At 71.2% G+C, this 22196-nt stretch carries 20 protein-coding genes; 5 read left to right on the top strand and 15 right to left on the bottom strand.

The genetic code is table 11. The features are described from left to right. Nucleotides 1-16 precede the first annotated feature (16 nt). Nucleotides 17-772, top strand: a complete 756-nt coding sequence (locus M3190_RS11530; RefSeq protein ID WP_251581676.1) for an SDR family NAD(P)-dependent oxidoreductase — start codon at nucleotides 17-19, stop codon at nucleotides 770-772. Between the two features lie 13 nt (nucleotides 773-785). Continuing rightward, nucleotides 786-2489 (top strand): hypothetical protein, encoded by a 1704-nt coding sequence (locus M3190_RS11525; protein ID WP_251581674.1) that lies wholly within the window; start codon nucleotides 786-788, stop codon nucleotides 2487-2489. Nucleotides 2490-2502: 13 nt separating this feature from the next. Here M3190_RS11525 and M3190_RS11520 read toward each other — a convergent pair whose 3' ends face one another. Both M3190_RS11520 and M3190_RS11515 read right to left on the bottom strand, forming a co-directional pair. Then, nucleotides 2503-3192, bottom strand: a complete 690-nt coding sequence (locus M3190_RS11520) for a response regulator transcription factor (protein ID WP_251581672.1) — start codon at nucleotides 3190-3192, stop codon at nucleotides 2503-2505. Then, on the bottom strand, nucleotides 3189-4481 hold the full coding sequence (locus M3190_RS11515) for a sensor histidine kinase (RefSeq protein WP_251581670.1): 1293 nt from the start codon (nucleotides 4479-4481) through the stop codon (nucleotides 3189-3191). Before M3190_RS11515 ends, M3190_RS11520 begins: the two co-directional genes overlap by 4 nt. 397 nt (nucleotides 4482-4878) lie before the next feature. Between M3190_RS11515 and M3190_RS11510 the strand changes: the two genes are divergently transcribed. Next, nucleotides 4879-5016, top strand: a complete 138-nt coding sequence (locus M3190_RS11510; RefSeq protein ID WP_251581668.1) for a hypothetical protein — start codon at nucleotides 4879-4881, stop codon at nucleotides 5014-5016. Nucleotides 5017-5031: 15 nt separating this feature from the next. Here M3190_RS11510 and M3190_RS11505 read toward each other — a convergent pair whose 3' ends face one another. Genes M3190_RS11505 through ddaH form a run of 5 tightly spaced genes read right to left on the bottom strand, consistent with a single transcriptional unit; the run spans nucleotide 5032 to nucleotide 10618 of the window. Beyond that, complete coding sequence (locus M3190_RS11505; RefSeq protein ID WP_251581666.1) at nucleotides 5032-5877, bottom strand: transglutaminase family protein; 846 nt, start codon at nucleotides 5875-5877, stop codon at nucleotides 5032-5034. Then, on the bottom strand, nucleotides 5874-6806 hold the full coding sequence (locus M3190_RS11500; RefSeq protein WP_251581664.1) for an alpha-E domain-containing protein: 933 nt from the start codon (nucleotides 6804-6806) through the stop codon (nucleotides 5874-5876). Before M3190_RS11500 ends, M3190_RS11505 begins: the two co-directional genes overlap by 4 nt. Next, nucleotides 6800-8485 carry a circularly permuted type 2 ATP-grasp protein gene (locus M3190_RS11495; protein WP_251581662.1) on the bottom strand — a complete coding sequence of 562 codons (1686 nt, stop codon included), beginning with the start codon at nucleotides 8483-8485 and terminating at the stop codon, nucleotides 6800-6802. Before M3190_RS11495 ends, M3190_RS11500 begins: the two co-directional genes overlap by 7 nt. Nucleotides 8486-8534: 49 nt before the next feature. Beyond that, nucleotides 8535-9755 carry an ornithine--oxo-acid transaminase gene (rocD, locus tag M3190_RS11490; protein WP_251581660.1) on the bottom strand — a complete coding sequence of 407 codons (1221 nt, stop codon included), beginning with the start codon at nucleotides 9753-9755 and terminating at the stop codon, nucleotides 8535-8537. Then, entirely contained in the window at nucleotides 9752-10618 is an 867-nt protein-coding gene (gene ddaH / locus M3190_RS11485; RefSeq protein ID WP_251581658.1) for a dimethylargininase, read from the bottom strand. The genes rocD and ddaH overlap by 4 nt, the downstream gene beginning before the upstream one ends. Before the next feature lie 165 nt (nucleotides 10619-10783). Between ddaH and M3190_RS11480 the strand changes: the two genes are divergently transcribed. Further along, nucleotides 10784-11533: a hypothetical protein gene (locus M3190_RS11480; RefSeq protein ID WP_251581656.1), complete on the top strand. Its 750-nt coding sequence runs from the start codon at nucleotides 10784-10786 to the stop codon at nucleotides 11531-11533. 204 nt (nucleotides 11534-11737) lie between these two features. Here the strand turns inward: M3190_RS11480 and M3190_RS11475 are convergent, their stop codons facing one another. Further along, a complete protein-coding gene (locus M3190_RS11475; protein ID WP_251581655.1) occupies nucleotides 11738-15454 on the bottom strand; it encodes a proline dehydrogenase family protein in 3717 nt (1238 codons plus the stop codon). Between the two features lie 44 nt (nucleotides 15455-15498). Further along, a complete protein-coding gene (locus M3190_RS11470; protein ID WP_251581653.1) occupies nucleotides 15499-16059 on the bottom strand; it encodes an acyl-CoA thioesterase in 561 nt (186 codons plus the stop codon). Nucleotides 16060-16191: 132 nt separating this feature from the next. Between M3190_RS11470 and M3190_RS11465 the strand changes: the two genes are divergently transcribed. Further along, nucleotides 16192-16701, top strand: coding sequence for a GNAT family N-acetyltransferase (locus tag M3190_RS11465; protein ID WP_251581651.1), 510 nt, complete (start codon nucleotides 16192-16194; stop codon nucleotides 16699-16701). A 63-nt stretch (nucleotides 16702-16764) separates the two neighbouring features. On the opposite strand, the gene M3190_RS11460 is transcribed toward M3190_RS11465, so the two are convergent. The 6 genes from M3190_RS11460 to M3190_RS11435 form a co-directional block, all read right to left on the bottom strand. Beyond that, on the bottom strand, nucleotides 16765-18483 hold the full coding sequence (locus tag M3190_RS11460) for a cytochrome b/b6 domain-containing protein (protein ID WP_251581649.1): 1719 nt from the start codon (nucleotides 18481-18483) through the stop codon (nucleotides 16765-16767). Nucleotides 18484-18489: 6 nt separating this feature from the next. After that, nucleotides 18490-19479: an electron transfer flavoprotein subunit alpha/FixB family protein gene (locus M3190_RS11455; protein WP_251581647.1), complete on the bottom strand. Its 990-nt coding sequence runs from the start codon at nucleotides 19477-19479 to the stop codon at nucleotides 18490-18492. Nucleotides 19480-19496: 17 nt separating this feature from the next. Next, nucleotides 19497-20273, bottom strand: coding sequence for an electron transfer flavoprotein subunit beta/FixA family protein (locus tag M3190_RS11450; protein ID WP_251581646.1), 777 nt, complete (start codon nucleotides 20271-20273; stop codon nucleotides 19497-19499). Nucleotides 20274-20301: 28 nt separating this feature from the next. Then, nucleotides 20302-20730 (bottom strand): hypothetical protein, encoded by a 429-nt coding sequence (locus tag M3190_RS11445; protein WP_251581644.1) that lies wholly within the window; start codon nucleotides 20728-20730, stop codon nucleotides 20302-20304. A 199-nt stretch (nucleotides 20731-20929) separates the two neighbouring features. Next, complete coding sequence (locus M3190_RS11440; protein WP_251581642.1) at nucleotides 20930-21334, bottom strand: RidA family protein; 405 nt, start codon at nucleotides 21332-21334, stop codon at nucleotides 20930-20932. Further along, nucleotides 21331-22107, bottom strand: coding sequence for an enoyl-CoA hydratase-related protein (locus tag M3190_RS11435; protein ID WP_251581640.1), 777 nt, complete (start codon nucleotides 22105-22107; stop codon nucleotides 21331-21333). The genes M3190_RS11440 and M3190_RS11435 overlap by 4 nt, the downstream gene beginning before the upstream one ends. Nucleotides 22108-22196: the final 89 nt, after the last annotated feature.

Raw genomic sequence — 22196 nt, 5'->3', positions numbered from 1 at the left:
TCCGGAGATGACCGACATGACACGACTCGCCGGCAAGACCGCGCTCGTCACCGGAGCCGCGCTCGGCATCGGGGCGGCCGTCGCCGAACGCTTCGCCCGCGAAGGCGCCCGCGTGATCCTCGCCGATCGCAACGGCGAGGGCGCGCAGGCCGCCGCAGCCCGCATCGGCGACGCCGCCATGGCGGTGACGATGGACATCTCCGATGAGAGATCGGTCCAAGCCGGCTTCGCCGCGGCGACGGATGCCGGGTGGGCACCGAACGTGGTGGTGGCCAACGCCGGCATCCAACTCTTCGGACAGGACGCCCCCGCCGCCGACCTCGACCTCGAGGTCTGGCGCCGCACGATCGACGTCAACCTGACCGGAGCGTTCCTCACCGTGAAGTACGCCGTGCGCACGATGCTCACCCTCGGCGGCGGATCGATCATCCTGACCGGCAGCCCGACGGCCGTCAACGGCGAGGGCAAGGACTTCACCGCTTACAGCGCCTCCAAGGCCGGTGTGCACGGACTGTCGCGCACCGTCGCCGCCGCCTACGCCGACCGCGGCATTCGGGTGAACACGGTGCAGCCCGCCTACACCGAGACGCCGCTCGTCTCGGCGATCAGCGAGGACCCCGCGTCGCGTGCCGCGATCGTCGGCCGCATCCCGATCGGGCGCGCCGGGACGCCGGACGACGTCGCCGGGATCATGGTCTACCTCGCGAGCGACGACGGCTCGTTCGCGACCGGGGCGACCTTCCAGGTCGACGGCGGAATGACCTCGCTCTGACGCGGGACCCGTCATGACCTGGTGGACCGAGGGGATGCAGTGGCGCAGCGGCCGCTGGTCGCTCGAGCTGCGCGGGGACGAGTTCGCCGACATCGCCGTCGACGGCCGGGTGGTGCTGCGCAGCATCCGCGCCGTCGTCCGCGATGCCGACTGGGAGACGGCGGACCTCGTCGTGGACCGGGTGCACGCGCGGGACGAGTCCCTGATGCTGCACGTGCGCTCGGTCGGCCTCGGATCTGCGTTCGCGGGCGTCGTGCGGGTCGAGGCGCGTCCGTCGCAGCTGCGCGTCCTGCTCGACCTGGAATCGGCGGCGGAGTTCGCGACGAACCGGACCGGTCTCGTCGTCCTGCACCCGCCCGCCCTCGCCGGGACGACGGTCGAGGTGCGGCATCCGAACGGCGCCCTCACACGAGGTGCGTTCCCTCGCAAGATCAGTCCGCACCAGCCGGTGCGCGACATCGTGGGCCTGACCTGGCCGATCGACGGCGCGACGCTCGACCTCGCCTTCGAGGGCGACGTGTTCGAGATGGAGGACCAGCGCAACTGGACGGACGCCTCGTTCAAGACCTACAGCCGTCCGCTCGACCTGCCGTTCCCGTACCGCATGAGCAGGGGCGAGCGGGTGCGGCAGTCCGTCACGGTGTCCGTCGCCGGCGAGCTCGCGCCCGCACCGCCGGCATCCGACACCATCACCCTCCGACCCGGGGGTGCGTTCCCCGAGATCGTCCTCGGGGCGGCGACGGCACCCGATCCCGCCCCAGTGATCGAGCCCCTCGCAGCCGGCGTCCTCGTCGAGCTCGACCTGCGCGCACCGTCCTGGCGGGCTGCCCTCGCCCGCGCGGCGGCGTCGGGCGCACCCGTGGACGTCCGGTTCGTCGGGATCGAGCACACCGCAGAACGTGATGCCGCAGCCGCCGCCCTGCGAGAGCTCGACATTCGACGGGTGGGCGCCTTCGCCGCATCCGGTGACGCGGCCCACGTGTCGGATGCCACGACCATCGCCGCGCTGCGCGCCGCCCTCGACCGTGTCGGTGTGACCGCGCCGGTGATCGGCGGCTCTCGGTCGCACTTCACCGAACTGAATCGGGAGCGCCACCGCCTGCCGACCGACCTCGACGGCATGGCGACGACCGTCACCCCGCTGTTCCACGCGACCGGCACCGACCAGCTCGTCGAGTCGGTCGCGATGCAGCGGCTCATCGCGTTGCAGACCGTCGCGTCGGCGGGTTCTCTGCCCGTGCACGTCGGCCCGGTATCGCTGCGGCCGCGGTTCAACAACGTCGCGACGCGACCCGCACCGGCCTCGCCTGCGACCGACCTGTCCGAGGGGTACGGAGCGCACCTGACCGGAGCCCCCGACGAGCGGCAGAGCGCGCCCGAACTCGCCGCCTGGACCGTCGCGAGCGCCGCGGCTCTCGCCGTGCCCGGGGTCGCATCGCTCGCCTACTTCGAGGAGTGGGGGCCTCGCGGCATCCGCTCGTCCGACGGCGGCGACCTGCCGGTCGCGGCGGCCGTCCGTGCGCTGGCCGCCGAGACGGGCGGCGAGCTGCTGTGGGGGGAGAGCCCGGATGGACTCGTGTGGGCGCTCGGCCGGCGCGGGTCGAAGACCACGATCCTCGCCGCGAACCTCGACCGCCGTGCGCGATCCGTCACGATCGACGCCGACGGGCAGCCCCGCCGCGTGCACCTCGACCCGGGGTCGTTCCGCGCCGTCTGAGGCGGCCCACCGGTCACGAGACGGGGCGGGCCGCCTCCTCGTCGAGGCGGTGGCGGGCACCCCAGAGCGCGAGCTGCGTCCGGTCCGCGAGGCCGGTCTTGCGCAGCGCCGACTGGAGCTGCGTCCGGACGGTGTGGACCGAGACGTGCAGCGCGGCCGCGATCGCCTCGTTCGCGGTGACCCCCGACGCGAGCATCGCGACGACCCGCCGCTCCGCGGGGCTGAGGGACCCGAGCACGTCGAGGTCGGGCTTCGGTCCGCGGCGGCGGACGAACTCGCGCAGCACCGGGGTGATCGCGCGAGTGGACACGACGGCCTCACCGCGCGCGGCGGCGAAGACGGCGCCGACGAGCTGGTCCGCGTCGTAGCTCTTCAACAGGTACCCGACGGCGCCGGCGTCGATCGCGTCGGTGATGTACCCGTCTACGGCGAAGCTCGTCATCACGATCACCGCCGGAGCAGGGCCGCCGTCCTGCAGCAGCTCCCGTGTCGCATCCGCGCCGTTCAGCCCCGGCATCTGCATGTCCATCAGCACGACGTCCACCGCCTCTGTGCGCGCCACTCGCACCGCATCCACACCGTTCGCGACCTCCCCGACGACACGGATGCCGCCGGCCGCCTCCAACTGGAGGCGCAGCCCCTTGCGGACCGAGCGGTTGTCGTCCGCGATGAGCACTCGGATGGGAGTCCTGACCTCGCTCACGGTCGCTCCGTCCCGGTCGAGGCGACGGGGATCTCGAATCCGAGCGTCCAGCCACCGCCGGCATCCGCTCCGGCCGTGAACGTCCCGCCGAGGATCTCGACGCGCTCGCGCATGCCGCTCAGACCCCATCCCAGGCCGACCGCACGCCGCTGCTCGAGGGCATCCGGCGCCGCGTTCGCGACCGTCCCGCTGAGGCGCCTCGTGTCGCGGATGATCTCGATGCGGACGGGAGCCCGAGGAGCATGCTTGGCCGCGTTCGTCAGGGCCTCCTGCACGCACCGGAAAGCGGTGGTCGAGACCACGGCGGGCAGCGAGTCGACGTCACCGCGGATCGTGGCCTCGACGCTCGCACCCCGTTCGCGCCAGAACTCGACGAGCTCGGCGAGTCTGCGCACGTCCCGCGTCGTGCCGGACGGGGCCACACCGCCCGCACGCAGGTCGGCAAGCGCCCCGGCCAGACCCGCGGCAGCGAACCGGCCCTCGTCGCGGACGTCCCGGAGCAGCGCGAGCGCCTCGTCCGCATGGGTCGGCGCGACACTCAGGGCGGCGTCGGTCAGGGTGATGAGCCCGGCGAGGTGCTGCCCGGCGACGTCGTGCAGCTCCTGCGCGATGCGAGCCCGCTCCCGCTCCTGCGCCGCGGCCACACGCTCCGCGTGCTCCTGGGTCGCGAGCTCCGCCTCCTCGCGGGCCTGCTGCATCCGGCGGGTCTTCGTCGCCCACCAGACGCCCAGGGCCGTGCCCGCGACGGCAGGCGCGGCGAGGGAGACGACGTGCGCGGCGACCCAGCCGATCCCGACCGTGACCGATTCGCCCGAGCCGAGCGCGAACCAGAGCAGCACCGCCGACTCCACGACCACGACGGCTGAGCACAACGCGGCCACGCGTGCCGTCGAGACGCGGGTGGCGACGAGGAAGAGCGCACCGGCGATGACGATGTGCATCCCCACGACCCACGTCGGCACGCCGAGACCCGCCGCGAGCGCGAGGTGCAGGGCGACGACGACCGTGACGGTCGTGCCCGGCCGGCGCGAGAACATCGTGAGCGATACCGCCTGCAGAGCGCACCCGGCGATCAGGAGGCCGTAGGTCACCGGTATGGACGTCGGCAGCGGCCATTCCAGGTCGGGGGCTTCCCACAGCGCGATGGTGGGGGTCGCGAGCACCTGGATGACCGTCGCGACGAAGACGGTGATGACGAACACGAGCGATGCCCGCGTTGTCCCGAGCAGGACGAGAGGCGCCCGCACCGAGGCCGGCGCAGACGGATCGTGGCGCGTCGAGAGGGTCATCGGAGGGCTGCTTTCCGGGTTCGTAGGCCCATCGAGCCTGTCACGGATCGACGCCGCGCGTGGCCGACCGGTGCAGCGGCCGCCAATTAGTCACTCATTCGGATGAAAGCCGCGCGGCGATCCGACCTGTGCACTCAGCGGCGCCCGCCCCTCTCGGCCCGGCGCAGCCAGGCACTTCCCCGGACGGACGCCCCGGACGACCTCCGGGGCACGCCGTTGCACCCGGCGGCGGCCCCATAGATTGGCGTGCGGGGGAACCGGCGGGTCAGGCTTCGACTCGTCGGCTCGGGGCCCGGTGGCTTCGGGGGAAGTCCGGGCCCCGACTCCCCCACCACCCCGGTGCGCAGTGATGTCAAGGGGTCGGATGCCGCCGCTCGCCGCGCGTACCGTCGCGGCCATGAGCGATGCATCCTCCACCCCCGAGCAGGACGACCCCACCGGCGGCGACGAGGCGACAGAGCAGCAGCTCGACGCCGACAACGCCGTCGAAGAGGACACCCTCAAGACGCTCGACCCCGACGACTCCCCGGCCTGATCCGCGCTCCGGACGTCAGGCCTCGCGCGTGATGAGGACCTGGACCTCGAGCCGGCTCTTGAACGGGCCCGCGTAGACGCCCCGCAGCGGCGGAACGTCGTTGTAGTCGCGGCCGCGCCCCACCGTCACGTGCCGGTCGCCGATCTCGGCGTCGTTGGTCGGGTCGAAGCCGTGCCACGACCCGGCGTACCACTCGATCCACGCGTGCGATTCACCCACGACCGGCACACCCACCTCGGCGGTGGGATTGGGGTGCAGGTAGCCCGAGACGTATCGGGCGGGGATGCCGACCGAGCGCAGCGCACCGAGGGCGATGTGGGCCATGTCCTGGCAGACGCCCTTGCGCTCGACCCACGCCTCGGCGCCGGTCGACTGGACCTCGGTCGCCCCGGGCACGTACTCGACGGCCTCGCCGACCGCCGTCGCGATCGCGAGGGCGGCGAGCGAGGGATTGTCGTGCTGCGCGGCGATGCCCGAGGCGAGGGCGGCGACCTCGGGATGAGGGTCGGTCCGCCGGGTCTGCGACAGCATCTCGACCGTGCCGATCGACCGCTGCGCGTCCCGCGAGAGCGCCTCCCACGACACGTCGGGGTGGGTCAAGGGCCGCGCCCGCACCTCCACGAGCGAGCGCGCGGTGATGTGCAGCGCGGAGTGCTTCGCGAGCACGTCGAAGGCCGCGACCCGAATGCCGAAGTAGTCGACGTAGTAGTTCACGTTCGTCGAGGGGTCGATGTCGAGCTGCGAGCTCAGGACGAACTGGCTGTCGCTGGTCGTCGGCAGCATCCGTGCCTCGTTGTACGACGCTCCGACCTCGCCCGGGTAGTCGAAGCCCGTCGTGTGCTCGATGCGCAGCCGCTTCATGAGGTCTCTCCGATCCAGCTGGGTTCGGCCTGGGTGGGGAAGAAGCGCGCCCGGATGGCCTCGGACGCCTCGCGAGTGACCGACTGCACGCTCTGCATGTGCGCGGGGAGCTCGGCGAGCACCTCTTCGATGGGGCGGTACTCGAGTTCGTTGCGGATGCGTCCGAGTGCCCGCAGCACGGAGTTCGAGTGCCCCACCCGGTCGGCGACGGGGTCGATCGCGCTCATGCACTGCTCGGCGGTGCGGATCGAGTGGATGATCGACCGAGGGAACAGCCGGTCGAGCAGGAGGAACTCCGCCGCGTTCTGAGAGCTCGGCATCCCCCGGTAGGTGCGCAGGTAGGCCTCGTAGGCGCCGCACGAACGCAGGATGGTGGTCCAGGACGGACCGGATGCCTCGGTCAGGGACCTCGTCGCCAGCATCCGCGCCGTCATGTCGGTCCGCTCGATCGCGCGCCCGAGGGTGAAGAACTGCCAGGACTCGTCGTGGCTCGTGGAGTTGTCCGTCACACCGACGGCGAGGGCGGCGCGCTCCCGGACCCACTGGAAGAACTCGTGCGTCTTCTCGTCGTTGAGGCGGCGCGGCATGCGCGAGTACGTGGTGTTGAGGGTCTCCCACAGCTCCGTCGAGACGATTTCGCGCGCGCGACGGGCGTTCTCGCGCGCCGCCTGGAGGGAGTAGGCGATGGAGGACGGGTTGGTGCGGTCGACGGCGAGGTGCGTGAGCACGTCGCCGCGGGTGACGACCTCGGCGCCGGCGGGCGGCGTGGTGCCCATGACGCCCATGAGCGACCGGCAGGCGGTGTCCTCGTCGATCCAGGGGTCCTCGAGCAGGAGCTGCAGGTGGACGTCGAGGATGCGGGCGGTGCCGTCCGACCGTTCGATGTAGCGTCCGATCCAGAACAGACTCTCGGCGATGCGGCTCAGCATGCGTCCTCGCCTCCCGCCGTGTCGCGCCCCTGCTGCTGCTGTTCCTGCTGCTCGGCCGTGGTGCGCGGCCGGTCCTGCGGCGAGTGGGTCGGCTCGTCCTGTGCGTCGTAGATGATCGGGATGGCGGAGGTCGCCGTGGCCTGCTCGGCGACGAGCCCGGCGAGCGAGGTCGACTGCCCGTACTCGCCGCGGTTCGGCGCGTCGCCGCCGACGATCCAGGTGTCCTTCGAGCCGCCGCCCTGGCTGGAGTTGACGACGAGCTGCCCCTCCGGAAGGGCGACGCGCGTGAGGCCGCCGGGCAGCACCCACACCTCGTCTCCGTTGTTGACGGCGAAGGGACGCAGGTCTGCGTGGCGCGGCCGCATCCCGTCGTCCACCAGGGTCGGGATGGTCGACAGCATCACGACGGGCTGCGCGATCCAGCCGCGCGGGTCGGCGAGGAGCTTGGTGCGCAGTGCGTCGAGCTCGGCGGGGCTCGCGTCGGGACCGACGACGAGGCCCTTACCGCCCGAGCCGTCGACCGGCTTGACGACGAGTTCGTCGAGCCGGTCGAGCACCTCCTCGAGGGCCCCCGGGTCCTCGAGCCGCCACGTGTCGACGTTCTTGAGGATGGGCTCCTCGGCGAGGTAGTACCGGATGAGGTCGGGGACGTATGTGTAGAGCAGCTTGTCGTCGGCGACCCCGTTGCCGACCGCGTTGGCGATCGTGACGTTGCCGAGGCGCGCGGCCAGCATGAGCCCGGGAGCGCCGAGCATCGAGTCGGCACGGAACTGGAGCGGGTCGAGGAAGTCGTCGTCGACGCGGCGGTAGATGACGTCGACCCGACGGGGACCGCGCGTCGTGCGCATGAAGACCTTGCCGCCCTGACAGACGAGGTCGCGACCTTCGACGAGCTCGACACCCATGAGTCGCGCGAGCAGCGTGTGCTCGAAGTAGGCGGAGTTGTAGACGCCGGGGGTGAGGACGACCACGTTCGGGTCGTCGACCCCCGGAGGCGCGGAGTTGCGCAGCGCCTGCAGCAGCTTGTTCGGGTAATCGCCGACGGGCCGGACCCGCATCGAGACGAAGAGCTCCGGGAGGGTCTGCGCCATCACGCGCCGGTTGGAGATCACATAGCTCACGCCCGAGGGCACGCGGACGTTGTCCTCGAGGACGCGCATCTCGCCGTGCTCGTCGCGGATGAGGTCGATGCCGGCCACCTGGATGCGGACGCCGTTGGCCGAGCGGATGCCGGCGGCCTGCCGGTAGAAGTACTGCGACGACGCAATCAGCTTGGCCGGCAGCACCCCGTCGCGGACGACGTGCTGGTGGCCGTACGCGTCGTCGAGGAACGCCTCGAGCGCACGGACGCGCTGCTGGACGCCCTTCTCGATGCGCGACCACTCGTCGTAGGCGATCACGCGGGGGACGGCGTCGAGCGGGAAGGGTCGTTCCTCGCCCGCGAAGTCAAATGTGACACCCTGCGCGAGGTAGGAGCTCGCCAGCGATTCGGTGCGTCCGCGCAGCTCCTCCTGCGTCATCTGCGCGAGCGCCTGGTACAGCTCGCGGTACGTCCCGCGGGACTGCGCAGCCTCGCCCGGATGCGCCACCTCCGCGAACATCTCGTCGAACGCGGGGACGCCGGAGGGCGTCTTGCGCGGCGCCAGCGTGGAGCCGTATCCGTCGAACAGGTCACCCATGCGATGAGCCTAATCCGGGCGGTGTTGCCGGAGTGTTTCGCCCCGCGGGTCAGTCCCGCAGTGCCAGGCGCAACTGCTCGACGGCCCAGTCGATCTCGGTGGCGCGGATGACGAGGGGCGGTGCCATCCGGATGGTCTGGCCGTGCGTGTCCTTGACCAGGACGCCCCGCGCGAGCAGGCGCTCAGCGACCTCCCGCCCGGTGCCGACCGCCGGGTCGATGTCGACGCCGGCCCAGAGGCCCGCCACGCGGATCGCCGTGACTCCGACCCCGATCAGGGGTTCGAGCCGCGAGCGCAGGTGGTCGCCGAGCGACAGCGCTCGCCGCTGCAGGTCGCCGGACTCGAGCAGCTCGACGACCGCGAGTCCCACGGCCGCCGCGAGCGGGTTGCCGCCGAAGGTCGAGCCGTGCTCGCCCGGGTGGATGACGCCGAGCACCTCACGGTCCCCGACGACGGCCGACACCGGCAGGATGCCGCCGCCGAGCGCCTTGCCGAGCAGGTACAGATCGGGCACGACCCCTTCTCGCTCGCACGCGAAGGTCGTCCCGACCCGCCCGAGGCCGGACTGGATCTCGTCCGCGATGAACAGCACGTTCGCCGCCGTGCAGGCCTCCCGGACGGCACGGAGGTAGCCGTCCGGCGGGATGACGACGCCTGCCTCGCCCTGGATGGGCTCGATCAGCACCGCGGCGGTGCTCTCGTCGATCGCGGCAGTCAAAGCCGCGGCATCCCCGTACGGCACGATCTCGAAACCGGGGGCGAACGGGCCGAACCCGTCGCGGGCCTGCGGGTCGTCGCTGAAGCCGACGATCGTCGTCGTCCGGCCGTGGAAGTTGCCGGCCGCGACGACGATCTTCGCGGCACCCTCGGGCACCCCCTTCACGCGGTACGCCCACGCCCGCGCAAGCTTGATCCCCGTCTCGACCGCTTCCGCGCCCGTGTTCATCGGGAGGACCATGTCCTTGCCGGCCAACGCGGCGAGCGCGTCGGCGAAGGCTCCGAGCCGGTCGTTGTGGAACGCGCGGCTGGTGAGGGTCAGGCGCCCCAGCTGGTCGGTCGCCGCAGCGATGAGGGCCGGATGCCGGTGCCCGAAGTTCAGGGCCGAGTACGCCGACAGCAGGTCGAGGTAGCGGCGCCCCTCGACGTCGGTCACCCACGATCCCTCGCCCTCGGCGACCACGACGGGAAGCGGGTGATAGTTGTGCGCCACGTGCGCCTCTTCGGCGGCGATCAGATCCGCTGACGGAGCCTGGGGACGGACATCGGTCATCGCACACCTCCGCGCAGTTCGAGCGTGCAGCACTTGATGCCACCGCCGCCGAGCAGCAGCTCGGACAGGTCGATGGGCACGGGGACGTAGCCGCGCTCCTCGAGCTGCGCGGCGAAGCCGGTCGCCCGGGGCGAGACGAAGACATGGAGCCCGTCGCTGGCCGCGTTCAGCCCGAACACGGCACCGTCGGCATCCGACACGTGGATGGCGTCGGGGTAGCGCTCGGCCAGCACCCGCTGCGACGCCTCGTCGAAGGCGGACGGCAGATAGGCGATGTTCGCCCGCTCGACCCCAGCGGGGCCTTCGACCGGATCCAGGACGGTGATGGCCGTGTCCAGGTGGTAGAACCGCGGATCGACGAGGCGGAGGGACACCACCTCGCGCCCGAAGACCTCGCCGAGCTCGCGGTGGCTGTCCCCGACCGACCGGAATCCGGTGCCCGCGAGGATCGTGTCGCCGACCAGGAGGAAATCGCCCTCACCCTCCTGCACCTCGACGGGCTCGACGACCTCGAAGCCGTGAGCGGCGAACCAGTCCATGAACGGCCGCTCCTCGCCGCGACGCTCGTCGACACGGAAGCGGACGCCCAGCGCCCGCCCGTCCACGATGAATCCGCCGTTCGCGGTGTAGACCATGTCGGGCAGCCCGGGCACGGGCTCGATGAGTTGCACCTCGTGTCCGAGGGCGATGTACGCGTCGTACAGCGTCTGCCACTGACGCACGGCCTTCGCCGTGTCGGTGGGGTTCGCCGGCTCCATCCACGGATTGATGCTGTACGACACCGTGAAGTAGTCCGGTCGGCACATCAGGTAGCGGCGGCGCTGAGCGATCCGCGTGGGCGCCGTGTCGTTCTGCGTCGTCATTCTCGCTCCTCGTCCCCGGGGCGGCGGACGCTGTCCAGAGGCCCGACGGAGCTTGCAGAAGCCGACGAATCGGGCACGCCAGCATCCATCATGCCAGGTCGATCCCTCTGGATGACGGTGGACAGGCGCCGCAGGACGATGCCGATGAATGACAGGATGCAGAGCATGGCCAGACGCACGGGTGAACAGACGAAGATCCTCCTGCTGCGCACCGGCATGCAGATGCTCCTCGAGCGCGGGGTCAGCGCAGGCGTCCAGCACATCCGACTGCAGGACGTCCTCCGTCGCGCGGGACTCACGACCGGGGCGGCGTACCGACTCTGGAGCGACCAGGCCGACTATCACCGCGAGCTCGCCGTCGCCATGATGCGGATGCGGGTGGCCGGCCCCGCCGACGCGATGCGGGCCCAGGTCGAGGAGCTGATCGGCGAGGGGGCGTCCGGCGAGGAGATCATCCGGCAGGCGGCCCTGCAGCACATGCGAGCCGCCGAGCTGTCCACCGAAGACCCGACCGACCTGCTCGAGGCCCAGTCGTTCCGGGTGGCGCTCGCGCTCCGGACGGCGGCCGATTCGTGGCCCGAACTGACCGATGCCAGCCATGACCGCCACCGCGAGTCCATCGAAGCCTTCACGGAGCTGTATCAGCACGTCATCGACGCGTACGGCATGCGGGTGCGCGACGGACTGACGATCGAGGACTTCGCCGAGGCGATGGCGGCGATGGCCGAGGGCTTCGCGATCCGTTCACTCGAGCGCATCCCGCACCCGACCTATCGGTTGTCGGGGCGGGACGGCGCGCCCGAGGGCGAATGGACGCTGCTCGGTCTCACGGTGCGAGCACTCGTGAACGCGTTCATGATCCCCCGGGACGACGCCGACCCGGACGCCCCGCTCCGCCTGCCCCGGTACGCCTGACCGGCCCCGGACAGCGAGATGCCCCGGGCCGAGGACGCACGTCCTCGATCCGGGGCGACACTCCCCCCGAAGTGTTCTCTTGCGCGCTCCCCAGAAGCACGCTCAGCAATTAGACCAACCGCCGGCACCTTCGCGCTAGAAAGATAAGTTGTTTTCTTCGCCGGATGGATAAATACGCTCGGCATCGACCGTCGCACTGCGCGGTCAGATGATCGATTCGCTCCACGGATCGGGGTTGCCGAAGCGATGCGCCGTGATGGTGATGGACTGTTCGCGCAGGAACGGCAGGAGCTCGATCCGACCCGCCTGTGTCACCTCGTCGGCGTAGACGGCGAGGTCAGGGTCGCCCGAGATCGCCGCGGTGAGCGCGGTGCGCACCTCGCGTGCCCGCGAGGGGGGCCCGACCAGCCGCACGCGGTCGGCACGCGCCGGCACGTCCTCGGTGCGCGGCGCCGACATCCGCGCGACCCAGTCCTCGTCCGACTCGACGAACACCGGCACCTCGAGGGCGCCGAGCGCCTGCCGCACCGAGGCGGGAAGGCCCGCCGGCGTGCTCACCGTGAACGTCGACCGAGCGCGGACGGCGGCGATGATCGCCCGCACGACCGCCTGCGGCGCGGCATCCGTCGTCGATCGGATCTCAACACTCGCCGGACGGTAACGGAACAGGTTCCGCTCGACCCCCAGGTGCGAGACGTCCACGACCCTGCCGAACGTGCGGTCCCACGCGACGGCGTCCGACAGCGCGGCGCGGCGCAGCCACTCGAAGGCCTCGTATCCGAGCGCGGGCTGAGCCGCCTCGATGACGTCCGCGATCCCGGAGTCGAGCCCCTTCAGGTGGAGGGTCGACGATGCAGCTGCCCCCGACGTGGGCCGCCAGGATCCGAGCCCGATGAGGTGGTTCGGCCCGCCCGCCTTCGCCCCGCCACCGACGGAGGACCGCTTCCAGCCGCCGAACGGCTGCCGCTGCACGATAGCCCCGGTCGTGCCGCGATTGACGTAGAGGTTGCCCGCCTCGACGCGGTCGAGCCACAGCGCGAGGTCGTCGGGGTTCTGCGTGTACAGCCCTGCGGTGAGGCCGTAGTCCACGGCGTTCTGCAGCTCGATCGCATGCTCGAGCGACCGCGCGTGCATGACCCCCAGGACGGGACCGAAGAATTCCTCGAGGTGCATCCGCGAGCCGGGCTTCACCCCGGTGCGGATGCCGGGGGTCCACAGCCGGCCGCCGTAGCGCTGGTGCGGCAACTCCCTGGGCTCGACGAGCCATCGCTCGTCCTCATCGAGGGTCGTCAGCGCCCAGGCGAGCTTGCCGGACGGCGACTCGACGAGCGGGCCGACCTCGGTCAGCGGATCCTCGGGAGCTCCCACGCGCAGCGAGGTCGCAGCATCCACCAACTGCCGTGAGAACCGCTGCGAGCGGGCGACGGGACCGACCAGGATGGCGAGGGATGCGGCGGAGCACTTCTGCCCCGCGTGGCCGAACGCCGAACGGACGAGATCGGATGCCGCGAGGTCGAGGTCGGCCGAGGGCATGACGATCATCGCGTTCTTGCCGCTGGTCTCGGCCTGCATCGCGAGGTCCGGACGCCACGAACGGAACAGCGCTGCCGTTTCGAACGACCCCGTGAGGACCACACGGTCCACGGCGGGGTGCGTGATGAGCTGCTTGCCGAGGCCGCCTTCGTCGAGGTCGACGAGGGAGAGGATGTCGCGGTCGACACCTGCGCCGTCGAGCCCGTCCCAGATCGCCTCGGCGACGACCGCGGCGCACCGTCGCGCCTGCGGTGCGGGCTTGAAGACGACCCCGGACCCCGCGGCGAGGGCCGCGAGCGCTCCACCGGCGGGGATCGCGACCGGGAAGTTCCACGGCGGGGTGACGACAGTCACGCGGTCGGGCACGAAGACGGCACCGCTCACGCGGTCGAGCTCGCGGGCGGTCGCGGCGTAGTAGCGCGCGAAGTCGACCGCCTCGCTCACCTCGACGTCCGCCTCCGCGAGCGTCTTGCCCGTCTCGGATGCCGCGACCTCGATCAGTTCGCCCCGGCGCCGCTCGAGCGCGCCCGCCGCCCGCAGAAGGACGTCGGCGCGGTCGGCAGCGGGCAGCGACCCCCACGCATCGGCGGCGGCTCCGACCCGGGCGAGCACGGCGTCGAGCTCGGGCTCGGTGCTGATGCGGGCCGCCGCGATCGCGGCATCCCCCGCCGTCGACGAAGCGACGCGGCCGAGGATCTCGCGGGCCCACGCGCGGTTCGCGGGCAGCGCGGGGTCGGTGTCGGCGGTGTTGTGGAAGCCGGGGGCGCCGGTGGCAGCGACGCTCTCGCGCGGCGAGAACACGGCGGTCTCGACGAACGCGTCACCGCCGAAGCGCCGCGGCAGATCCGCCGGTTGCGTCTCGTCCGGGCGCGCGTCCTTCGCCGCGATCCCGAGGACGACCTGCGTGAGGGCGGTGTCGTCCGAGACGGGGGGCTGCGCGGTGTGCAGCGAGGCGGCATCCGTCGTCACCGCGCTCGCCTCGACCTCGGCTGCCGTCCTGTCCTGGCGGCGACGCGGCCCGGACAGGAGGGAGCGATCCGCTGCGCGCGCGACGGAAGCGGCGAACCGGTCGCGTTCCCGCACGAACATGGCCCGGTCGTACGCGAGATCGAACGCGGCGGAGAGGAAATTCTCGCTCGACGCGTTCTCTTCGAGGCGGCGCACGAGGTAGCTGATGGCGACGTCGAACTCGTCGGGACGGACGACGGGCACGTAGAGCAGGACGTGACCCACTTCGCGGGCGACCGCCTGCACCTGTCCCTGCGCCATGCCGAGCAGCATCTCGACTTCGACGTCGCGCTGCACTCCCCGCTCGCCCGCCAGCAGCCAGGCGTAGGCGATGTGGAAGAGGTTGTGGCCGGCGACTCCGATCCGCACGGCCTCGGTGTTCTCGGGGCGCAGTGCCTCCTCGAGACAGCGCACGTAGTTCGCGTCGGTGTCGAGCTTGGTGTCGTACGGCGCGGCGGCCCAGTCGTGCATGACCGCGTCGACGTGCTCCATCGCGAGGTTGGCGCCCTTGACGAGACGGATCTTGATGCGGGCACCGCCGGCCGCCACCCGGTCGCGCGCCCACGCGGTCAGGGTCTGCAGCGCCGGAAGCGCGTCGGGCAGGTAGGCCTGGAGGACGATGCCGGCCTCGAGGTTCTTGAGCCGCGGGTCGTCGAGAACCCGCATGAAGACGGCCATCGTCAGGTCGAGGTCGCGGTACTCCTCCATGTCGAGGTTAAGGAAGGTGCCGTCCTCCGCCGCCGACAGGTACAGCGGCCGCAGTCGTTCGACGACCCGGTCGACGATCTCGTCGAACGCCCACATCGAGAGGTGACTCGCGATCGCGGAGACCTTGACCGAGACGTAATCGACGTCGTCGCGACGGACGAGTTCGTGAATGCCCTCCAGCCGCCGGAGGGCTTCGGCCTCACCGAGCACCGCTTCGCCGAGCAGGTTGAGGTTGAGCCGGGCACCCGATTCGCGGAGTGTCTGCAGCGCGGGTCCGAGCTTGTCGGGTCGGGCGTCGACGATGAGATGGCCCACCATCTCCCGCAGGACGCGCCGCGCGATGGGGACGACCGGGCTCGGGAGCACAGGGGCGACGACGCCGCCCGTGCGGACGGCGGCACGCAAGTACCACGGCAGGAACGCCGGGGCGAGCGGTGCGACGCGCTGCAGGTTGGTGGCGGCGGCCGTGAGCGATTCCGGCCGCATCACGCCGTCGACGAAGCCGAGGGTGAACGGCAGGCCGTTCGGGTCTTTCAACACCCCCGCAAGACGCTCGGCCGACGGGTCGACGGTGACCTCGGCGGATTCGGCGACCCAGCGCTCCGCGAGGGCGATGGCCCGCTCGGCGAGGTCGGAGGAGGGCGCTTGTGGCGCGACAGAGCTGTCCGACATGACGCTCAGCCTATGCGCGCCTCCGGCCGCCGGGGCGGGACACGCTAGGGCCAGATGCTGGGTGCCTCGGCGCGGGTCGAGGGGAGGGCGGATGCGGCAGCCCAGTCGTGGATCCACTGCGGGATCTCGGGCAGGGTGTCGGGCCGGTGAAGGGCGTCGAACAGCTCCTCGAGCGGCACGATGCCGCCGGTCTTGCGCAGGAAACGGACGCGCAGGACCATCTCGGCGTAGACCTCGCCCTTCACGACCGCGCGGTGCATCTGGAAGACCGACTTGTCGTCATGACCGATGATGCGGGTCTCGACGGTGAACCGCTGCCACAGCTGCAAGGACTTCCGGAACGTCACCGTCTCACTGGCGACCACGCCGTACCAGCCGCGCTCGTTCATCGTCTGCCAGATGCCGGTCCGGGTGAGGAGGTCGAAGCGCCCGAGGTCGAACAGCGAGGCGTATCGGCCGTTGTTCATGTGTCCGAGCAGATCGATGTCGGTCGGCAGGGCCCGCAGTCGGATCCGGCCCACGGTGTCGGGCGGGAGGGGGCCGCGGCGGCGGTACAGGACCCGCGCGCGCATCAGAGTCAGAAGGGTCCGCCACCATACGTTCACGAGCGGCGAGCCTAGTCATGGTCACGCGCACAGTGCGGCATCCATTGTCGCACTCCGACAGTCGCGGCGCGGCCGGAGCAGGCCCTCCCCTGTCGATTTCACGATCCGACGGCCCGTGCGTAGAGTCTCGCCATGGACCCCGAACTGCAGACCGACACCGTCGTCCGTCCCGTTCGCGATGTGGATGCCGAGGCGCTCGGTCGCGTGCACGCGACGTGCTGGCACGAGACCTACGACCACCTCATCAGCAAGGCCGCGCTCGAGAAGGTGTCCGCCCGCCGCCTCGCCGAGCTGTGGACCCACTGGGCGCAGCAGGGGCCCGACTTCCGCATGGTCGCCGCTCTCGTGAACGGCGAGATCGTGGGCTTCGCCGGGTCCGGTCCGGCGCGTGACCGCGACGCTCCGCGCACCCGGGAGCTCTACTTCATCTACCTGCTCGACGCATGGCACGGCACCGGCATCGGCCAGCGCCTGTTCGATGCGGTCGTCCCGGAGGACGAGGCCGAGCTGTACCTGTGGGTCGCCGAGGACAACCCCCGCGCGCACCGGTTCTACACCCGCAACGGGTTCACCCTCGACGGGGCGAGCCACACCGAACCCTTCCTCGGCGAAACGCTGACGGAAGTCCGCTTCGTGCGCTGACGCACGAGCGCGAGACTCGACGGCGCGGCATCCCGTTTCGGATGCCGCGCCGTCGGACTTTTCCTAGCGGCTCTTGACCTCGCCGAACAGGCGGGCGATGGGAGCGACGACGAGAGGACGCATCGCGACGTACGCGGCGACGATCACCGCGGTGGACAGGGCGAAGAGCCAGAACCCGGTCCAGTTGTCGGCGTAGGCGTCGGGGTCGGTCGATCCCTGCGCCGCGTACATGTGGTTCAGGTTGCGGAGCGCCCCGGTCGACAGCACGAGGGCGACGTGGACGACGATGAAGGCCACGAAGAAGAGCATCGTCGGGAAGTGCAGCTTGCGGGCCCACTCGACGGGGTACAGCTGGTTGAGCCTCGCCGCCTGCTTCGGCCACATCGCACTCATCCGGTAGCCGGTGATCGCCGCGACGGGAGCGGCGATGAAGATGGTCGTGAAGTAGGCGAGCTGCTGAAGCGCGTTGTAGTTCACCCAGCCGTTCTCGGTCGGCCAGTCCAGCGACACGTACTGCAGGGCGGCTGACAGCGCGTTCGGGAACACCTCCCAGGAGGTCGGGATCACCCGCATCCACTGTCCGCTCACGAAGAGCAGGACCACGAAGATCAGGCCGTTGGCGAGCCACAGGATGTCGAGGGCCTGGTGCAGCCAGAGCGTGAGGCTCATGCGGCGCTTGCGGTCCTTCTTCGAGATCCACATCGCGGCCGGGCGCTTCTCGGACCGGACCTGCAGTCCGGTCCGGATGATCAGCACCATGAAGAACGCGTTGAGGAAGTGTGACCAGTTCAACCAGGCGGGGAAGCCCACGGGCGCCCCCTCGGGCAGGTGGTACTCGCCGGGGTAGGTCGCGAGGAAGTCCTGCAGCGGGTCGAGACTGAGGATCCAGCGCACGGCGAGCACCGCCATCGCGGCGGCGTAGAGCAGGGCGCCGCCACCCAGGACCACGACACCCGCCCATTGGAGCTTGGTGAACGGGCCGATGCGTGCAGGCTCGGGGCGAGGCGCCGGGCGACGAGCGACACCGGCGTGAGCGAGCGGACGCTCGGCCAGCGGTGGCCGCGGGGCCTCCGGAGTGGCGACGGTCGCCGCCGGGGCCGGGGTGGCGGGCGCCGACGCGGGCGTGGGCTCGGGCTCCGAGGACGCCGAGACTGCATTCGCACGCCGAGACTGCGGCGCGAGATCGTCGTCTGGGCCGACACGTGCAGTCTCGCGAAGAGGGAGCGTGGCACGCGGGGCGGGCGTGGTCTCGGCGGGGGGCCAGGCGTCTTCGCCGGCGGCGCGCGGAAGGCCTCGGCGGACCGCGCCCGTCGCGGGGATGGATGCGGCGACGGGCGCGCTGACGCGGGTCGCCGCCCCCGGGTCGGCGGACTGGGGCGCTGATGCCGCCGCCGGGGTCGCCACCTCCGGGTCCGGGCGATGCTCCGCCGACGCCGCACTCTCGGCCCGCGCCGGACCGGTGGATGCGGGGGGCCAGGGCTCGCCGCCGGGGTTTCGCGGCAGTCCGCGTCGTGTCGCGTTCGCGGGGGTCGAGGCGGGGTGCGAGGCTGCAGCATCCCCCGCCGTCGTCGAGGCGGGAGCGGGCGTCGCGGACTCGGCCGACGGTGTCGTGGCGGGCTCGGTGCGCGGCGTCACCACGTCGGCGGTCGGAGTCTCCGCGGACTCGTCGGCGACCGGAGCCGCGGCTGCGTCGGCGACCGGAGCCGACCCCGCAGGTGGCCAGGGGTCGCCGCCGGAGGCGCGCGGGAGTCCCCGACGCACGGAACGCGCGTATGTCGCCATCCGCTCCTACTTCTTTCCCGCCTCGAGCGCCGCGATCAGCTGCGGCACGACGGTGAACAGGTCCCCGACGACACCGAAGTCGGCGATGTCGAAGATCGGTGCGTCTCCATCTTTGTTCACCGCGACGATCGTCTTCGCCGTCTGCATGCCCGCCTTGTGCTGGATCGCTCCCGAGATGCCGAGAGCGACATACAGCTGCGGCGACACCGAGACTCCGGTCTGTCCGACCTGGTACGAGTAGGGCACGTAGCCCGCGTCGACCGCGGCCCGCGAAGCTCCCACGGCCGCGCCGAGCACATCGGCGAGCTGCTCGACGAGGGCGAACTGGTCAGCGGAGCCGAGGCCTCGTCCGCCCGAGACGACCTTGGCCGCTCCGCGGAGTTCCGGTCGGCTCGACGCCGCGACCGCCTCATCGAACGCGGTGATGGTGGCGGCGGGAGCACCCGACGCGGTGACCTCGAGGGGTACGACGGCGGGGGCGTCGACGGCGATCGCGCGCGCGTCGATCGCTCCCTGGCGCACGGTCACGACGAGCGGGCCGTAGGTCGCGGCAGCGGTGACGTTGTAGGCACCTCCGTAGACGGAGTGATGCGCGAGCACACCCTCGTCGTCGCGCGAGACGCCGACGACGTCGGCGCAGAGCGCTGCCGAGGTGCGCGCCGCGAGTCGACCCGCGACATCCCGTCCTTCGATCGAGTTCGAGACGAGGACGGCGTCGGGCTGCACGAGGGCGGATGCCGCAGCCACCGCATCGACGACGGGCACGGTCAGCGCGGTGTCGGCACCACCCAGGCCCGCCGTGAGGACGGTCGGCGCGCCGAGGGCACCCGCCGCCGCTGCGAGGTCGGCGTGGCGGGATTCGTCGGCGACGATGACGGCGACGGGGGTGCCGATCGATGCGGCGGCGCCGAGGAGTCCGGCGGCCGAGGCCGCGAGCTCACCGGCGGGGGTCACGTCCAGCCAGACGAGGATGGCGTCGGGGGCGAAGTCGGTCACGATGTTCTCCTCGGTCCTCATGCCAGCCGGTTCTCGATGAGGAACGCGGCGAGCTTCTCACCGGCATCCCCCTCGTCGACGATCTTCGTGCCCGCCTGGCGGGGCGGCTTCTGCGTGACCGCCGTCATGATCGACTGGGGCGCGGATGCCGGGTCCACGTCGACATCGAGATCGGCGAGCGAGAGCGTCTCGAAGGGCTTCTTCTTCGCCGCCATGATCCCCTTGAAGTTCGCGAAGCGGGCGTCGGGGAGCGCTTCGGTGATGGAGATGACGGCCGGGAGCGGTGCGGTCACCGAGGCGGTGCCGAAGTCGGTGGCGCGTGTGCCGCTCACGGCATCCGCGCCGATCTCGACGGCTGAGAGCGCTGTCGCCTGCGGGACACCGAGGTGCTCGGCGATCATCGCGGGGAGGACCCCGCCGGCACCGTCGGTGGAGAGGTTGCCGGTGATCACGAGGTCGAACCCCGTGCGGCGCAGCGCCGCGGCGAGGACACGGGCCGTGACGCCGAGGTCGGCGCCGCGCAGCGCGTCGTCGGTGATCTGCACCGCGGAGTGGGCGCCCATCGCGAGTCCCTTGCGGAGGGAGGCGGCAGCCGCATCGGACGCCATCGTCATGACGACGACCTCGGTGCCCTCGTGGGCCTCGGAGTAGGTGAGAGCGGCCTCGAGGGCACGCTCCCCGATCTCATCCAGGACGCGCTCGGAGGCGTCGCGCGCCGCGAGCCCGGTCTCGAGGTCGAGCGTGCGATCACCCCAGGTGTCCGGCACTTCTTTCAGCAGGACGACGATCTTCATTGACTCCTCCTCGGCATCGCTCTCGAGTCTACGGTCGGCCCCGAGGCGGATGCCGCACGTCCGCACGCCTGCTTTCCGCCCGGGTGAAGGCGACTTCGATGGACGAACCGAGGAGACCGAGGAACGCGAGGGACAGCTGCAGCGGCAGATCCCACTCGTCGACATGCGGGACGCGCCAGGACCCCGCGGACACCAGAACCGCCAGCAGGATGGCGACAGCTGCGGCGGTGCGGCTCCGAGCACGTGGCCCTCCGAGGATGGCGTGGACGGCAACGAAGATCGCCGCGGAGAGACCGACGCCCATCAGCACGCCGATGGGTCCGCCGATGATCAACACCTGGAAGGAGAAGCCGACGGACAGCCAGGTCTTCGCGGCCTGAAGGGAAGCGATGAAGCCCGCCTCCCCGCCGACGATCACGAAGATGGTGAGACGGATCGGAAGAGGAAGCGGAGTCATGCCGCACGACGGTACCGACGCCGGAACGAGCAGATGAGGGCTGTGGAGAACGACGCGGCAGACGTGCGTCCGCCGGCGCGCGGGGAGGACGTCGCGGAGGACTATCTAGCGACCCTTGCGGTCCTGCACCCGCTCGCCCACGACCACCTGCAATGGCGGCCGGCTCGGCGGCTCGTGATCGACCACCAGAACCCGCCGATCACCCACGACGCACCGCCGCGACGACCTCGACTTCCACCAACTGGTCCTCATAGCCCAGGACGGTGACGCCCATCAGCGTGCTCGGCACATCGTGCTCTCCGGACGCGGTGCTCACGACGTCCCAGGCCGCCACGAGATCCCGGCGCTCCGACGAAGCGACAAGGATCCGCGTCGAGGCGACGTCCTCCAGGTCCGCACCGGCGGCATCCAACGCGACGAGCATGTTCGCGACGCACCGTCGCGCTTGACCCGCCACATCACCGACGGCGACCGTCGACCCGTCATCCGCGAGCGGGCACGCCCCCGCGAGGAAGATCAGCTCCGTTCCCGATTCGACTCGCGACGCATACGCGTAGGGCGCCGGGGCGAGGCCGTTCGAACGCACCAGTCGCACCGCGCTCACCGGTGCCCGAACTCCGGCGCCCGCTTCTCCCGGAAGGCCGCCATGCCCTCCTTCTGGTCGGCGGTGTCGAACAGGCCCGCGAACGCCTGCCGCTCGAACCGCAACCCCTCCGCGAGCGTCGACTCCAGGGCGACATCCAGCGCCGCCGTTGCCGCGTACAGCGCCGGCAGCGCCTTGGACGCGATCGTCTCCGCCATCCGCTGCGCCTCCTGGCGCAGGTCAGCCGCGGCGACCACGCGAGACACGAGCCCCGCCCGGTCGGCTTCCTCCGCCGTGATCTGGCGACCCGTCAGCACCAGCTCCGCCGCCTTGAACGATCCGATCGCCCGCACCAGACGCTGCGTGCCACCGAGGCCCGGGATGACACCGAGGTTGATCTCCGGCTGCCCGAACCGTGCGGAGTCGGCCGCGAGGATGATGTCGCACATCATCGCCAACTCGCAGCCTCCGCCGAGCGCATAACCCGCCACCGCGGCGATGGTCGGCGTCCGCACCGCCGCGAACCTCGACCACTTCCCGAAGTGGTTTGCGAGCAGCATCTCGCTCCCGGTGAGGGCCTCCATCTCCTTGATGTCCGCACCCGCCGCGAACGCCCGCTCACTGCCGGTCACGACGATGGCGCCGATCCCGGCATCCGCGTCGTAGGCCTCCGCGGCATCCACCACATCGTGCATGACCTGCGCATTCAGAGCGTTCAGCGCCTCGGGCCGGTTGAGCGTGATCCACCCGACGCGCCCGCGCGTCTCGGTGACGATGGTTTCGTAATCCGTCATGCCGACATGCTCGCAGACGGATGCCTCCCCCGCCCGACACGCTCCGTTCACCCTCCGGCCACCGGGCGACACGCCCCGGACACCCACCG

The organism is Microbacterium oleivorans, from assembly GCF_023715745.1.
Taxonomy (GTDB): domain Bacteria; phylum Actinomycetota; class Actinomycetes; order Actinomycetales; family Microbacteriaceae; genus Microbacterium; species Microbacterium oleivorans_D.
This window is presented reverse-complemented; position numbering and strand designations above follow the sequence as displayed.